This window comes from Janthinobacterium sp. 78 (assembly GCF_003096775.1).
GTDB lineage: Bacteria > Pseudomonadota > Gammaproteobacteria > Burkholderiales > Burkholderiaceae_D > Janthinobacterium > Janthinobacterium tructae.
Map to the genome: position 1 here is coordinate 743,009 of NZ_QENT01000001.1, position 13,023 is coordinate 756,031.

Sequence of the window (13,023 nt, forward strand, 5' to 3'; positions counted from 1 at the left end):
CCGGCGCACACGGACCGGGGCTTTCGCAAATCATTCAAAAGACGACCATGCAAACTTTGACCTTCCTGCGCGCGCTGGGCTGTGCGCTACTTTGCCAGGTAACCCTGGCAGCACACGCCGACCCCCTCAGCTACGCGCGTTACGACCAGGTGCGCACGCGCGACCTGCAGCTGGACCTGAAAGCCGATTTCAAGCAAAAGACGCTCTCCGGCTATGCCGAGCTGTCCTTGAACTGGATCGACCCGGCGGCGCGTACCCTGGTGCTCGATACGCGCGATCTGTCGATCGCGAAAGTGCAGGTACAGGACAAGCGCGGCGCATGGCAGATGGCGCCGTATCAGCTGGACAAGGCCGACCCGGAAAAGGGCCAGGCGCTGCGCATCACCACCACGGGCCAGCCGGGCAAGGTGCGCGTCTACTATCACACGGCGCCGAACGCCATTGCGCTGCAGTGGCTCACGCCGCAGCAGACCATGTCGGGCAAGCTGCCTTTCATGTTCAGCCAGTCGCAAAGCATCAACGCCCGCTCGTGGGTGCCGTCGCAGGATACGCCGGCCGTGCGTTTTACCTACAGCGCGCGTATCGAGGCGCCGAGTGGCATGCGCGTCGTGATGAGCGCCGAGAATGACGACAAGGCGACGGGCAAGGGCGGCTGGAAATTCAGGATGCCGCAGCCGATTCCATCGTACCTGCTGGCCATCGCCATCGGCGAACTGGAAGTGCGCAAACTCGGTCCCCGCTCCGCCGTGTATGCCGAACCGCCGCGCATCAAGGCGGCCGAATACGAGCTGGCCGACACGGAAAAGATGATACAGGCAGCCGAAGCGCTGTATGGTCCGTATGGATGGGGACGCTACGACATGATCGTGCTGCCGCCATCGTTCCCCTACGGCGGCATGGAAAACCCGCGCCTGACCTTCCTCACGCCGACCATGATCGCGGGCGACCGCAGCCTGGTCGACCTGATCGCGCATGAACTGGCCCACTCGTGGTCGGGCAACCTGGTCACCAACGCGTCGTGGAAGCACATGTGGCTCAACGAAGGCTTCACCACCTACGTCACCACGCGCATCGTCGAGCAGCTGTATGGCAGCGACGTGGCGCAGATGGGCGTGCAGGTCGACCAGGAAGAACTGGCCGCCTCGATCAAGGAACTGCCGGCGGCGAAAACGGCGCTGATCACGCGCGATGCGGACGCCAATCCTGCCGAAACGTATACGGATGACGGCATCATCTACCCGAAAGGCGCCTGGTTCCTGGCCACCATGGAACGCCGCGCCGGCCGTGCCGTGTTCGACCCTTTCCTGCGCGGCTGGTTCGACCAGCATGCGTTCCAGAGCGTGACGACGGAGCAGTTCATCGCCTACCTGCGCAAGAACCTGCTGGCGCAGCATCCGGACGTGATGCCGGACGCGGAACTCGATGAATGGCTGTATGGCACCGGCGTGCCGGCCAGCGCGCAGCGCGTCGTCTCGCCGCGCCTGGCGCTGCTCGACCAGCACCGCGACGCCTGGCTCAAGGGCGAGCTGTCCACCAAGGACCTGGGCATGGACAAGTGGATTGCCATCGAATCGATGCACTTCCTGAACGACATCAACAACAAGGCCAGCGCGGCGCAATTGCGCGAACTGGACCAGGTCTACGGCGTGGGCAAGAGCGGCAATAATGAAGTCGCTTACCGCTTCTACCTGGCCTCCGTGAATGCCGGCTACGACGTGCAGCAGCCCTTGCAGGCATTCCTGATGAGCGTGGGCCGCCAGAAGTTCGTCGTGCCCCTGTATAGCGCCTTGATGAAGACGCCGCAGGGCCACGCCTGGGCCAAGGACGTGTATGCGCAGGCGCGTGAACGCTACCACCCGGTGACGCAGGAAAGCGTCGATAAATTGATGGCCGCGCAAGCGCATTGAACCTTCTTTGGACATCCTGACCATGCATACCATGAACCGTCTCGCCGCCGCCATCGTGCTGGCTTTTTCCGGCATCACGGTGCCGGCGCTGGCCTCTGACGCCGCACCCGTCGTTGCCGCTGCGCCTGCCCCCGCGCCGGCCTTCGATCTCGAGCGCGACGTCGCCACCGCCCTGAAAGTGTTCGACGTGCCGGGCATGGCGATCGCCATCGTCAAGGATGGCAAGGTCATCACCGCCAGGGGCTTTGGCGTACGCAAGCTGGGCGAACCGGCATCTGTCGACGCCAAGACGCTGTTCGAAGTGGCATCGAACTCGAAGGGTTTCACGGCCGCCGCGCTGGCCATGCTGGTGGACGAAGGCAAGCTGGCTTGGGAAGATCCCGTCACCAAACATTTGCCCGGCTTCCAGATGCACGATTCCTACGTGACGGGCGCCATGACCATCCGCGACTTGCTGACGCACCGCAGTGGCCTGGGCCTGGGTGCGGGCGACTTGCTGTGGTGGCCCACCACCACCTTCAGCACGGACGAAATCATCGAGAAGCTGCGCTACATCCGTCCGGCCACGAGTTTTCGCAACAGCTATGCTTACGATAACCTGCTGTACATCGTGGCCGGCAAGATCATCGCCGACAAGGCGGGCAAGAGCTGGGGCGAGGCCATGCATGAGCGCATCCTGGCGCCGCTGGGCATGACGGGCACCACCACCAGTCTGGCGGAAAACGTGGGTAATCCCGACGTCGCCAATGCGCACAGCAAGATCGACGGCAAGATCGCCGCCGTCAAATCCATGCCCGTGCCGAACGCTGTGGGCGCCGTCGGCATCAACACGAATGCGGAAGATATCGCCAAGTGGATGATGGTGCTGCTCGACGAGGGCAAGATCGCCGGCGTGAAAGACAAGGATGGCAAGGACGCGCGCCTGTTCAGCGAAAAGCAGGGCCGCGAGATGTGGACGGCGCAAACGCCGATCAAGATTGCCGAGCCTAAGCCGGCACTGGCCGCAACGAAACCGAACTTCAGCGCGTATGGCCTGGGCTTTCAGCTGCGCGACTACAAGGGCATGAAAGTGGCCATGCACGGCGGCGCGCTGCAGGGCTTTTATTCGCGCGTGGTGATGGTGCCGGAAGCAAAGCTGGGCGTGGCCATTCTCACCAATGCAGAAAATGGCGGTTCCATGACGGCACTGCAATGGCGCATTCTCGACCATTACCTGCAGGCGGTACCGTCGGACTGGCTGGCGCTGGTGGCCAAGGTGGAGCAGGACCAGCATGCCGAAGAGGTGAAAAAGCAGGGCAAGGCATCGAGCGCGCGCGCGGCCAAATCGCAGCCATCGCTGCCGCTGGCCGCGTATGACGGCGAGTATGAAGACGCCTGGTATGGCAAGGTCGTCATCAAGCCGGAGGGGAAAAAGCATATCCTCAGCTTCACGCGCACGCCGGACCTGACGGGTGAACTGGAACACTGGCAGCACGACACCTTCATCGTGCGCTGGAAAGAGCGCAACTTCAACGCCGATGCCTACGTGACGTTCTCGCTCAATCCCGATGGCAGCATCGACAGGGTAAAAATGGCGCCCGTGTCGGCCGAGACGGATTTCAGCTACGACTTCCAGGACCTGAGCCTGGCGCCGGTGAAACCGAAGGAAGCGAAGAAATAAACCGGTAGGTCGGGTTAGCGCGCAGCGCGTAACCCGACACGCTCACTTTATGGCTTGACGAACTTCAGGGTCATGCGGTCGCTCTCGCCGATGGCCGTGTATTTGGCCCGCTCGACATCCTTGTTGGCGTAGGTGGGCGGCAACGCCCACACGCCGCCCTGGTGGTCGGCATGGTCTTTCGGATTGGCGTTGATCTCGGACCTGGCTGCCAGCTTGAAGCCCGCGTTTTCCGCCAGCTTGATCACATACGCTTCGTGCATGTAGCCGCTGCTGGCCGTGGCATCTTGCGCCTTGCTGGCCGGCAGGCGGTGCTCGACGACGCCGAACACGCCGCCCGGCTTCAGGCTGTCATACACTTCCTTGAACAGGGTCTGCATGCCTGCTTCGCCGATGGGTATCCAGTTGTGGATATTGCGGAAGGTGAGCACCATGTCGGCCGTGCCCTTGGGCGCGATGCGGTAGGTGGTGGGCGGTGCGAAGGCGCCGAGTTCCACCTTGCCGAAAGCGGCCGGATTGGCGTCGAGTTTTTGCTGGAAGCGCGCCGCGCCACGGCGTGCGCCTTCGCTGCTTGACTGCGGGTCGTTGCCGGCGGCGATCAGCTTGCCGTTATCGCGCAGGTAGGGCGCCAGGATCTCCGTGTACCAGCCGCCGCCAGGCGCCAGCTCCACCACCGTCATGCCCGGCTTGATGCCGAAGAACGTCAGTGTTTCATACGGGTGCCGGGCGCTGTCGCGCAGCGCGTTGGCCGGCGTGCGTGCACTGCCGGCGATAGCCGCCTTCAAGGCTGCGTCGCTGCTGTCGGCCGCCAGTGCCGCACCGCTGCCGCCGCAGGCCAGCATGACCGTCAGGGCCGCGGCCAGGGATACTCGCTTCATCATCATCTGCTCCATTCATGAGTGGGTCGATTGGTGGCTATCGCCATCAACGCCGATCATCGGGCAAGCACGCTGGCCGGTCAAGCGGATTCCGTACCCCATGCGGCGGCATACGCGGGCAGCGCGCTGGTGTTGAGTGCATCGGCGATGGCCGCGCCACGGCCGTGCGTAAAAGGCAATTCGCCCGTCCAGACGACGTGTGCCATGTCACCCGCATCGTCGAGCGGGCCACCCTTGCGCTGCTTGACGGCGCATTCGTCGAGCGCGATGCGCAGCACGGTGGTGGCCGCGTATTCCTTGGCGCTGCCGCCGCGCACTTGCGCCAGGCGTCCCGGCGCCAGCTTTTCCATCAGCGCATCCATGGCCGCATGCTGCTGGCCGATGTCGCTCACCTTGTCAAACCGTCCGTAGACCATCGCCGAGCGGTAGTTCATGGTGTGATTGAAGGCCGAGCGCGCCAGCACCAGGCCGTCGAGATGGGTGATGGTCACGCACACGTCGGTATCGTTGACGAGTTGCTTGAGCATGCGGCTGCCGTTCGAGCCATGGATGTACAGGTGGCCGTCGATGCGCCAGCAGGCGGTCGGGATGCAATGGCTGCCCTTGTCGTCGCGGAAGGCGATATGGCACAGGAAGGCGGCATCGACGATGGCATACACGGTGGCTTGCTCGTAGCTGGCCAGTTCGGCGACGCGGCGCACGCGGGTACGGGGGCTGGGAGGGAGGGCGACAGCGGTCATGGCGAAAATCCGGTTGGTTGAGGAAGCAGGCCGCACTATAATCGGCATCTGGCCCTGAAAAAAGATCCAGAAGTTAGAAATAATTTGGAGCCACAAAGGGGGTCGCATGGATTATGCATTGCTGCTGAACGCTTTCGAACGTACGCACCGCGAGCGGGGCTGGCCGCGCCAGCGCCTGCTGCATGAATGCCTGCGCGCGGCGATCCGCGGTGGCCAGCTGGCGCCAGGTACGCGTCTGGCCGCCACGCGCGTGCTGGCGGCCGAACTGGGACTGGCGCGCAATACCGTGCTGTACGCCTACGAGCAGCTGGCCAGCGAAGGTTTTGTCTTGCCGGACCGGCGCGGCACCGTGGTCGCCGGCAACGTCGGCCGGCCGGTGGTGGCGCCGCCGGCTGGCAGCAAGGATGGCTTGTCGCGCCGCGCACAACATTTGCGCGGCGTGGCGGGACAGGACAGGAATGCGACGGTGGTGTTTCCCGCCGACGCGATGGGGGCGTTCGCGCCTGGCGTGCCGGCGCTCGACGAATTCCCGCTGGCGCAGTGGCGGCGCATGCTGGACCGCGCGTGGCGCGCGCTGACGCCGCGCCAGCTCAATTACGGCGACCCTGCCGGTGAGCCGCAGCTGCGCATGGCCATCGCCGACCATTTGCGCGCCGCGCGCGGCGTCGTCTGCGATGCGGGCCAGGTGTTCATCACGGACGGCACGCAGAGCAGCCTTGATGTGTGCCTGCGCGCCTTTGCCGACCAGGGCGACACCTTGTGGATCGAGCACCCTGGCTATGGCGGCGCGCTGGCGGCGGGCCGTGGCGCCGGCCTGCAGGTGACGGGCATCGCCGTCGACATGGATGGCATCGCACCGACGGATGACGACTGGAGCGCGGCGCCGCCGCGCCTGATCTACACCACGCCGTCGCACCAGTATCCGACGGGCAGCGTGCTCAGTCCCGCACGCCGCATGGTGCTGCTCGAACGTGCCCGCGCCGCCGGCGCCCTGATCATCGAAGATGATTACGACAGCGAATTTCGCCATGGCGGTCCGCCCCTGGCGGCCATGCAGGGACTGGTGAGCGATGCGCCCGTCGTGTATCTGGGTACCTTCAGCAAGACCATGTTTCCCGCCTTGCGGCTGGCCTTTATTGTCGTGCCGGCAGGGCTGGCCGGGGCTTTCGCGCAGATGCAGGCGCAGGGCGCCACACGGGGGCGCGTGGCCGAACAGCTGGCGCTGGCCGAGTTCCTGCGCAGCGGCCTGTTTGCGCGCCATGTGCGCCGCATGCGCCGCCTGTATTGCCAGCGCCGCGACGCCTTGAGCGAGGCATTGCAGCGCCATGCGTGTGCGGGCGCGGTCATCCATGGCGGCACGGCCGGCATGCACCTGGCGCTGCGTTTTCAAGACGTCCAGTGGGATGACCTGGCGTTGAGCCGCCGCGCCGCGCAGGACGGCATCGTGGCGCTGGCGCTGTCGGCGCATGGCACGGGCGAGAGGAGGGGCGAGGGCGCCGGCTGGAACGGTTTCCTGCTCGGTTATGCGCAGGTGCCGGCCGAAAACATGGACGGCCTGGCGCGCCGCCTGGGCGCGCTGCTGCCGGTGTGATGCGGCGCTACTGCCTTACTGCTGGTCCTGCATCCACTGCTTCAAGCCGTTGACCCAGTTCTTGGCGGGCAGGTTGAATTGCTTCTTGATGGTGGCGGCACGTTCGTACAAGTCGCTGAAGTCGAGCGATGGCGATTTTTTGAAGGCCAGCACGACGATGTTTTCATCTTCCGTTTCCGGCACCCAGACGACGGCGTCGAAGACCAGTTCCATCGCCTGCAAGTTCTTGTCGTAGTTGGGGAAGTCACCGAAGACATTCGTGCACATGATGCCGTCGTCCGTCAGGCAGTCGTGGCAAGCCTGGTAGAACTCGGGCGTGTCGAGCACGGGGCCGCGCGCGTCTTCGTCGTACAGGTCCACTTGCAGCGCATCGACGGTGCCATGGTTGGCAGGATCGAGCACGAAGTCGAGCGCATTCATTTCACGCACGTCGAGACGCGCATCGTTCGGCGGCAGCGCAAACTGGGCGCCGCAGATGGCGATCACGTTCGGATTGAGTTCGATGGCCGTGACCGTGGCGTCGGGGAAGCGGCGGTAGCTGAATTTGGTCAGCGCGGCGCTGCCAAGTCCCAGCTGCACGATGCGTTTTGGCTGCGTCTTGAACAGCATCCACATCATCATCATCTGCACGTATTCGAGCTCGATGGCATCGGGTTTGTCCAGGCGCATGGCGCCCTGCACCCACTTGGTACCCAGGTGCAGGTAGCGGATGCCGCGGTGTTCTGTGGTGGTGGCCGGCGGGTGGCCCGGGTGGCTGAAGGCGGTATGGCTGGTGGAGGTAAAGTCGGTCGTCATGGCGTCAGTGTAGCAGCCGACTGAAAAAAAGACGCTGCAGCGTCTTTTGGGAGGGGAGCTCAAGATTGCTTGCGGCGCCGCGCCAGGAAGCCGAGTATGCCCAGGCCGGCCAGCAGCATGGCATACGTTTCCGGCTCGGCAACCGGAACCAGGTTCAAAAGGGAAGAATCAATGTCACCGCCAGTCCGCCGCCTTCGCGGTTGGCCAGGGTGATGCGTCCGCCATGCGCTTCGGCGATCTCGCGCGCCAGTGCCAGGCCCAGTCCCGTACCGCTGCGTTTGGTAGAGTAAAACGGCACCAGCGCATTTTCCAGCACGGCGCCATTCATGCCCGGCCCCCGGTCGCGCACTTCGATGCGCAGCTGCCCATGCGCCTGGCTGACGTGCAGGCCGATATGCTGGAGCTTGGAGCCGGACTCCAGCGCATTCTTGAGCAGGTTCAGCAGCGCCTGCTGCATTTGCGCCGCATCGAACACGGCTGCCTGCGCCGGCGGCGGGCCGTCGAGCGTGAAGGCCGCTTGCGAAGCCAGGCTGTCGAGGAAGGGTTGCCACTCGCATGGCGCCAGGCGCGGCGCGGGCAGCTTGGCAAAGCGCGCATAGCCGAGGATGAAGGTTTCCAGGTGACGCGTGCGCTCTTCGATGGTGGCGAGGATTTGCGGCAGGCGTTCGGTCTGGCCGCGGCGTACCAGCTCGGCGCCGGAATGGGCCAGCGAGGCCAGTGGCGCCAGTGAGTTGTTGAGCTCATGGCTGATGACGCGGATGACCTTTTTCCAGGTTTGCACTTCCTGGCGCCGCAGTTCCAGCGTCAGCTGGCGCAGCAGCAGCAGTTCATGCTTGCGCCCGTTCAGGCTGAAGCTGCGCCGCGCCAGGTGGTATACCTCTTCCTGCTCGCCCTCGCCGCTGGTAAACAAGCCGTCGTTGCGGCGCGCCAGCGCCTCGGCCAGGGCCGGCGCGGCCTCGCGCACGATGTCGGCCAGGTGGCGTCCTTCGAGCCGGCGGCCGTGGTGCAGCAACTGGCGCGCGGCCAGGTTGGCGTAGACGATGGCGCTACCCTCGGCCACCAGCAGCATGGCCACCGGCGTGTTTTGCACCATGGTGTCGAGCAGCAGTTCGCGCTGCACCAGGTCCAGGCGCTGCTTGCGCAGCACGTCGCCCAGCGCATTGTGGGCCGCCACCAGGTCGGCCAGTTCATCGTTCTGCGGCCAGCGCAAGCTGAAGCCGAAGTCGCCGTCCTGGTAGCTGGCGACCGTACCGCTCAAGGCGCGAAACAGCGACAGCATCGCTTGCAGCTGCGCGCGGATGGTAATGACGGCCACCGGCAGCACGCATAGCAGGGTGCCGGCCAGCACCAGCAGCGGCTGATCTGGCAAAAAATGCGCGAGCAGCAGGGCGATGACGATGCCCAGCACCAGCAAGGTAACGATCAGCGCCGTCCAGCGCGTGAGCAGGGAGAGGCGCATGGGACGGTAGGCCATCAGCCGCGCGCGATGCCCAGGCGTTCCATGCGCCGGTACAGCGCCTGGCGCGACAGCCCCAGTTCCTGCGCCGCCTGCGCCACCACGCCGTGTGCGCGCGTGAGCGCCGCAGTGACGCTGTCGCGGTCCGGTTCCGTCGCGGCGCCATCCTGCGGTGCGCGCGGCGAGGCGACATCCGCCAGCGGCAAGCCCGTTTCCTGCGCACCGATCACCGGGCCTGCCGTCAGCAGGCTGGCGCGCTGCATCACATTTTTCAGTTCGCGCACATTGCCCGGCCAGCCGTGCGCCAGCAGGGTCGCCTGCGCCTGCGCGTCCAGGGTTTTTTCGCTGCCCAGGAAATGCCGCGCCAGTACCAGGATATCCAACGGGCGCTGCGCCAGCGGCGGCAGGCGCAGTTCGATCACGTTCAGGCGGTAGAACAGGTCTTCGCGAAACGTGCCGGCCTTGATCATCGCCGGCAGGTCGGCGTTGCTGGCGCTGATGACGCGCACTTTCACTTGCCGCTCGCGGTTCGAGCCGAGGCGCTCGAAGCGTCCCGTTTCCAGTACGCGCAGCAGTTTCATTTGTCCGGCCAGCGGCAGGTTGCCGATTTCGTCGAGGAACAGGGTGCCGCCGTCGGCCGCGTCGAACTTGCCGTCGCGCGCGCGCGTGATGCCGGTATAGGCACCCGCCTCGGCGCCGAACAGTTCCGCTTCGATCAGCTCGACCGGCACGGCGCCGCAATTGAGCACGATGAAGGGGCCGCTGGCGACCTGCGAATTGGCTTGCACGATGGCGGCGATGCGTTCCTTGCCGCTGCCGTTCGGCCCCGAAATGAGCACGGGCACGTCTGCGCGCGCCACCTGGCACGCCAGGTGCACCACTCTTTCGGTGGCCGGGTCTTGCCACACCATGCCGCGCAAATCGAAGTCGTGTTCCAGCGCGTGGCGCTGGCGCCGCTCGGCCACCACGCGCTGGCGCAGCGCGCGGTTGGCCTGCCCCAGTTCCAGCAGGTTCTGCACGGAAGCGATCAGGCGCCGGTCATCCCATGGCTTGGCCAGGTAGTCGGCTGCGCCGGACTTGATCAGGTCGACGGCGGCGTCGAGCTGGGTCCATGCCGTCAGCAGGATCACGGGCAGGTCAGGGTAGCGCGCGCGGATGGCGTGGAACAGCGCGCTGCCTTCTTCGCCCGAGGTGGTGTCGGCCGTGAAGTTCATGTCCTGCACCACCAGGTCGATGGCGTGGCGCTCGAGCAGGTGCAGGCCCTCCTCGGGCGAGGCGGCGCGCACGGCGTCGATCTCGTGCAGGGAGAACAGCACGTCGAGCGCGATGGCCACGGCGGCATTGTCGTCAATAATCAGTACGGTAGGCATGCGCGCAGCATATCACTCAGGTGCCGGCTCAGGTACTGCGGGTGGCCGTGGCTGGCGAAATGCTGGCTGCGCGCCATGCCGGGCCGTACACCGCGCCCAGGCCCAGCAGCCAGAAGACGGCCGCGCCACCCAGCAAGTAGGGCAGAGGCAGGCGCGCCATTTCCAGCTGGCTCACCAGCAGCTGGTTCAAGCCCAGGGCCAGCAGTACGCCGGCAGCCACGCCGACGCTGGTGATCATGAAATTTTCGGTCAGGAAGTAGCGCAGGATGTCGACGCGGCGCGCGCCCAGGGCGCGCCGCACGCCGATCTGCTTCCTGCGCTGCGTCACCCACAGGCTGGCGATGCCGACGATGCCGCTGGCCGTCACCAGCAGCAGCAGGGTCGAGACGGTGATCAGCATCCATGACAGGCCGCGGTCGGCCCGGTAGCGTTCCTGGCGGTGCTGCTCCAGTGTGTCGATACGCACCAGGATGCGATCCGTGGTGGAGGTGCGGATCGCCTGGGCCGCCTCCTGCATCAGGCGGTCGCGCTGGCCCGGTTCGGCGCGCACGGCATACATCAGCGAATCGCGCCCACCCGTCAGGCGCGCCGGTAGCAGGGCCGAATATTCGCCTCTGGGCTTGACCTGGGCACCCTGGGTCTGCAGCCGTTCGACGATGCCGACCACGCGCAGTTCCGGGTCGTTATCGCCGGTGCCCTTGTACAATGTCTTGCCAACAAAACTGGTCTCGCCGGGCCAGATTTTCTGCGCCGCCAGGCGCGTCAGGATCAGCACCTTGGGATAGGTGTCCTCGACATCGTCGTCGATCTCTGGCACCTCGTCGGGCCGGAAGTCGCGTCCTTCGACCAGTTGCAAGCCATAGGTCTTCAACAGTGAATCGGGGCTAAAGTAGGTTGACACTTCGGCGCTGGGCGTGGCCTGGCCGCGCTTGGCCGACACGCTGGTGATGTTGCCGGAACGTGACAGCACGGCCTGTGATGTTTGCGCCACCGACATCGCGCCCGGCAAAGCGCGCAGCAGGGCAGCCTGGCGTTTCTGTTCGGCCAGCTGGCGCTGGTGGCCGCCGCGGTCCATGTTCTGCACATTGACATAGAAAATATCGTTTTCAGCGGCCACGCCGGTGGGCCGCGCGGCCACGGCCTGGCGCACGTTGACGATATACAGGGCGTTGGCCAGGATGGCCAGGCTGATGGCCACTTGCACGGCCACCAGGATGGCGCCGGTTTTGCTGCGCATCAGCGCCGACAGGATGGGACGGATTTCCATGCTGGACCTCATAGTGGGTAAGTGTGTGTGATCGGCTTCATTGGGACTTGAGCTGAATCGCCGGCGTGACCTGGCAGGCGCGCCAGGTGGGCAGCAGGCCGGCCAGCAGGGCGGCGGCAACCGACATGGCAAACGTCAGCAACAGCATCGGTAAGTCCATGTGCGCCACGGTGCCCAGCTCTTCCGATTGCTGGCTGACCACGGCCAGCGCGCCAAACGCCAGCAGCAGGCCCAATACGCCGCCGGCCAGGCCGATCACGCCCGTCTCGATCAGGAACTGGCGGAAGATGTCGCGCCGTGTGGCGCCCAGTGCGCGGCGGATGCCCACTTCGGAGGCGCGCACCGAAAACTTCGCCAGCAGCAGGCCGATGGTGTTGACCAGGCACAGCAGCAGGAAACCAAAGGCCAGCCAGGCAGCCAGCCGGTTGTCGTTGTCGACTACCTGCAGGTAAGCCATCCACTCTTTCAGGTCGTACAGGTGGTTAGGTGCGTTGCGCATCATGCGTCCCAGCTTGCGCTGCTCGCCTGCGTAGGCGTCCAGGTATTGCTGCAGCTGGCCACGCTCGCTGCTGCTGGCCATCTCGAACCAGAACTGCAGCCAGGTGCAGCCTGACGCCAGCATGCCCTGGTAGCCGGGCGCGACATTGTCGCCGTTGCAGCTCATGCCGCCATCGTGCACGGTCTCGTGGCGGATCGCGCTGGCAAACGGAATGAAGAATTCGTCCTCCGGGCCGAACGCTCCCTTGCTGCCGATAATGTGATGCGCGCGCGGCACCACCTCCCAGGTCTTCAGCACGCCCGTCACCATGTAGGGGCGGCCCAGCACCGTCACGCGCTGGCCTACCGGATTGCTGGTCCCCACCAGTTTTTCGGCCAGGGCGCGACTGAGCACGATCACGTCGGCGCCGCTGGCGTCATCGGCTTCGCTCCATGGCTGGCCATGCAAAAAAGGTGGTTCGAACATGGTGAAGAAGTCGCGCGTGGGCGCCATGCCCTGGGCGAAGAAGGAACCGATATCCTTGCGCGCCGGTTCTACCTGGCCGGCCACGCCATACATCACGGTGCGGCGCACGCCCATTTTGCTGCGCATGAAGTTCTGCGCATCGATATAGCTCATCTGCATCTGTGAAAAGCCCGGTTTTTCGCCGGGTACATAGCCTTTCACGGGCAGGATGTCGATCAACGGCACGAACAGGCGGTCGCTCTTGTGCGGCAGCGGATCGCCCGACATGGCGTGCAGGATGGTGACGGTGGATACGCTGGCGGCGACGCCGACGGCAAGGGTCAGTATCATCAATGCGGTCAGGGCGCGGTTGCGGCGCAGGCTGCGCAGGCCCAGTGTGAAATAGTAGCGGAACATGT

At 65.2% G+C, this 13,023-nt stretch carries 11 protein-coding genes; 3 read left to right on the top strand and 8 right to left on the bottom strand.

Going from position 1 to position 13,023, the window contains the following annotated elements; genetic code table 11:
* Positions 1 to 47 precede the first annotated feature (47 nt).
* Both C8C92_RS03205 and C8C92_RS03210 read left to right on the top strand, forming a co-directional pair.
* Complete coding sequence (locus tag C8C92_RS03205; protein ID WP_116743006.1) at positions 48 to 1,907, top strand: M1 family metallopeptidase; 1,860 nt, start codon at positions 48 to 50, stop codon at positions 1,905 to 1,907.
* A 22-nt stretch (positions 1,908 to 1,929) separates the two neighbouring features.
* Entirely contained in the window at positions 1,930 to 3,567 is a 1,638-nt protein-coding gene (locus tag C8C92_RS03210) for a serine hydrolase (protein WP_116745830.1), read from the top strand.
* Between the two features lie 47 nt (positions 3,568 to 3,614).
* Here the strand turns inward: C8C92_RS03210 and C8C92_RS03215 are convergent, their stop codons facing one another.
* Both C8C92_RS03215 and C8C92_RS03220 read right to left on the bottom strand, forming a co-directional pair.
* Positions 3,615 to 4,442: a class I SAM-dependent methyltransferase gene (locus C8C92_RS03215; RefSeq protein WP_165829255.1), complete on the bottom strand. Its 828-nt coding sequence runs from the start codon at positions 4,440 to 4,442 to the stop codon at positions 3,615 to 3,617.
* An 80-nt stretch (positions 4,443 to 4,522) separates the two neighbouring features.
* Positions 4,523 to 5,182: a pyridoxamine 5'-phosphate oxidase family protein gene (locus C8C92_RS03220; RefSeq protein WP_116743007.1), complete on the bottom strand. Its 660-nt coding sequence runs from the start codon at positions 5,180 to 5,182 to the stop codon at positions 4,523 to 4,525.
* 106 nt (positions 5,183 to 5,288) lie between these two features.
* On the opposite strand from C8C92_RS03220, the gene C8C92_RS03225 reads away from it, so the two are divergent.
* Entirely contained in the window at positions 5,289 to 6,773 is a 1,485-nt protein-coding gene (locus C8C92_RS03225) for a PLP-dependent aminotransferase family protein (protein WP_116743008.1), read from the top strand.
* A gap of 15 nt (positions 6,774 to 6,788) precedes the next feature.
* On the opposite strand, the gene C8C92_RS03230 is transcribed toward C8C92_RS03225, so the two are convergent.
* From C8C92_RS03230 to C8C92_RS03255, 6 genes are read right to left on the bottom strand one after another with little or no spacing between them, the layout of a single operon-like run.
* Positions 6,789 to 7,568 carry a spermidine synthase gene (locus C8C92_RS03230; RefSeq protein ID WP_099760942.1) on the bottom strand — a complete coding sequence of 260 codons (780 nt, stop codon included), beginning with the start codon at positions 7,566 to 7,568 and terminating at the stop codon, positions 6,789 to 6,791.
* Positions 7,569 to 7,627: 59 nt separating this feature from the next.
* On the bottom strand, positions 7,628 to 7,726 hold the full coding sequence (locus C8C92_RS03235; protein ID WP_306594714.1) for a PEP-CTERM sorting domain-containing protein: 99 nt from the start codon (positions 7,724 to 7,726) through the stop codon (positions 7,628 to 7,630).
* The gene (locus tag C8C92_RS03240; RefSeq protein WP_099760941.1) at positions 7,723 to 9,042 is read right to left on the bottom strand and encodes an ATP-binding protein; all 1,320 of its coding nucleotides are present in this window, start codon (positions 9,040 to 9,042) and stop codon (positions 7,723 to 7,725) included. The genes C8C92_RS03235 and C8C92_RS03240 overlap by 4 nt, the downstream gene beginning before the upstream one ends.
* Positions 9,042 to 10,394: a sigma-54 dependent transcriptional regulator gene (locus C8C92_RS03245; protein ID WP_099760940.1), complete on the bottom strand. Its 1,353-nt coding sequence runs from the start codon at positions 10,392 to 10,394 to the stop codon at positions 9,042 to 9,044. Before C8C92_RS03245 ends, C8C92_RS03240 begins: the two co-directional genes overlap by 1 nt.
* Before the next feature lie 28 nt (positions 10,395 to 10,422).
* Positions 10,423 to 11,661 carry an FtsX-like permease family protein gene (locus tag C8C92_RS03250; RefSeq protein WP_099760939.1) on the bottom strand — a complete coding sequence of 413 codons (1,239 nt, stop codon included), beginning with the start codon at positions 11,659 to 11,661 and terminating at the stop codon, positions 10,423 to 10,425.
* A gap of 37 nt (positions 11,662 to 11,698) precedes the next feature.
* Positions 11,699 to 13,021 (bottom strand): ABC transporter permease, encoded by a 1,323-nt coding sequence (locus C8C92_RS03255; protein WP_099760938.1) that lies wholly within the window; start codon positions 13,019 to 13,021, stop codon positions 11,699 to 11,701.
* Between the last annotated feature and the right edge of the window lie 2 nt (positions 13,022 to 13,023).

What these genes read in the sequence shown, in the direction of transcription:
- C8C92_RS03205 (WP_116743006.1), top strand. Translation starts at nt 48, where the DNA reads ATGCAAACTTTGACCTTCCTGCGCGCGCTGGGCTGTGCGCTACTTTGC.
- C8C92_RS03210 (WP_116745830.1), top strand. Translation starts at nt 1,930, where the DNA reads ATGCATACCATGAACCGTCTCGCCGCCGCCATCGTGCTGGCTTTTTCC.
- C8C92_RS03215 (WP_165829255.1), bottom strand. Translation starts at nt 4,442, where the DNA reads ATGAAGCGAGTATCCCTGGCCGCGGCCCTGACGGTCATGCTGGCCTGC.
- C8C92_RS03220 (WP_116743007.1), bottom strand. Translation starts at nt 5,182, where the DNA reads ATGACCGCTGTCGCCCTCCCTCCCAGCCCCCGTACCCGCGTGCGCCGC.
- C8C92_RS03225 (WP_116743008.1), top strand. Translation starts at nt 5,289, where the DNA reads ATGGATTATGCATTGCTGCTGAACGCTTTCGAACGTACGCACCGCGAG.
- C8C92_RS03230 (WP_099760942.1), bottom strand. Translation starts at nt 7,568, where the DNA reads ATGACGACCGACTTTACCTCCACCAGCCATACCGCCTTCAGCCACCCG.
- C8C92_RS03240 (WP_099760941.1), bottom strand. Translation starts at nt 9,042, where the DNA reads ATGGCCTACCGTCCCATGCGCCTCTCCCTGCTCACGCGCTGGACGGCG.
- C8C92_RS03245 (WP_099760940.1), bottom strand. Translation starts at nt 10,394, where the DNA reads ATGCCTACCGTACTGATTATTGACGACAATGCCGCCGTGGCCATCGCG.
- C8C92_RS03250 (WP_099760939.1), bottom strand. Translation starts at nt 11,661, where the DNA reads ATGGAAATCCGTCCCATCCTGTCGGCGCTGATGCGCAGCAAAACCGGC.
- C8C92_RS03255 (WP_099760938.1), bottom strand. Translation starts at nt 13,021, where the DNA reads ATGTTCCGCTACTATTTCACACTGGGCCTGCGCAGCCTGCGCCGCAAC.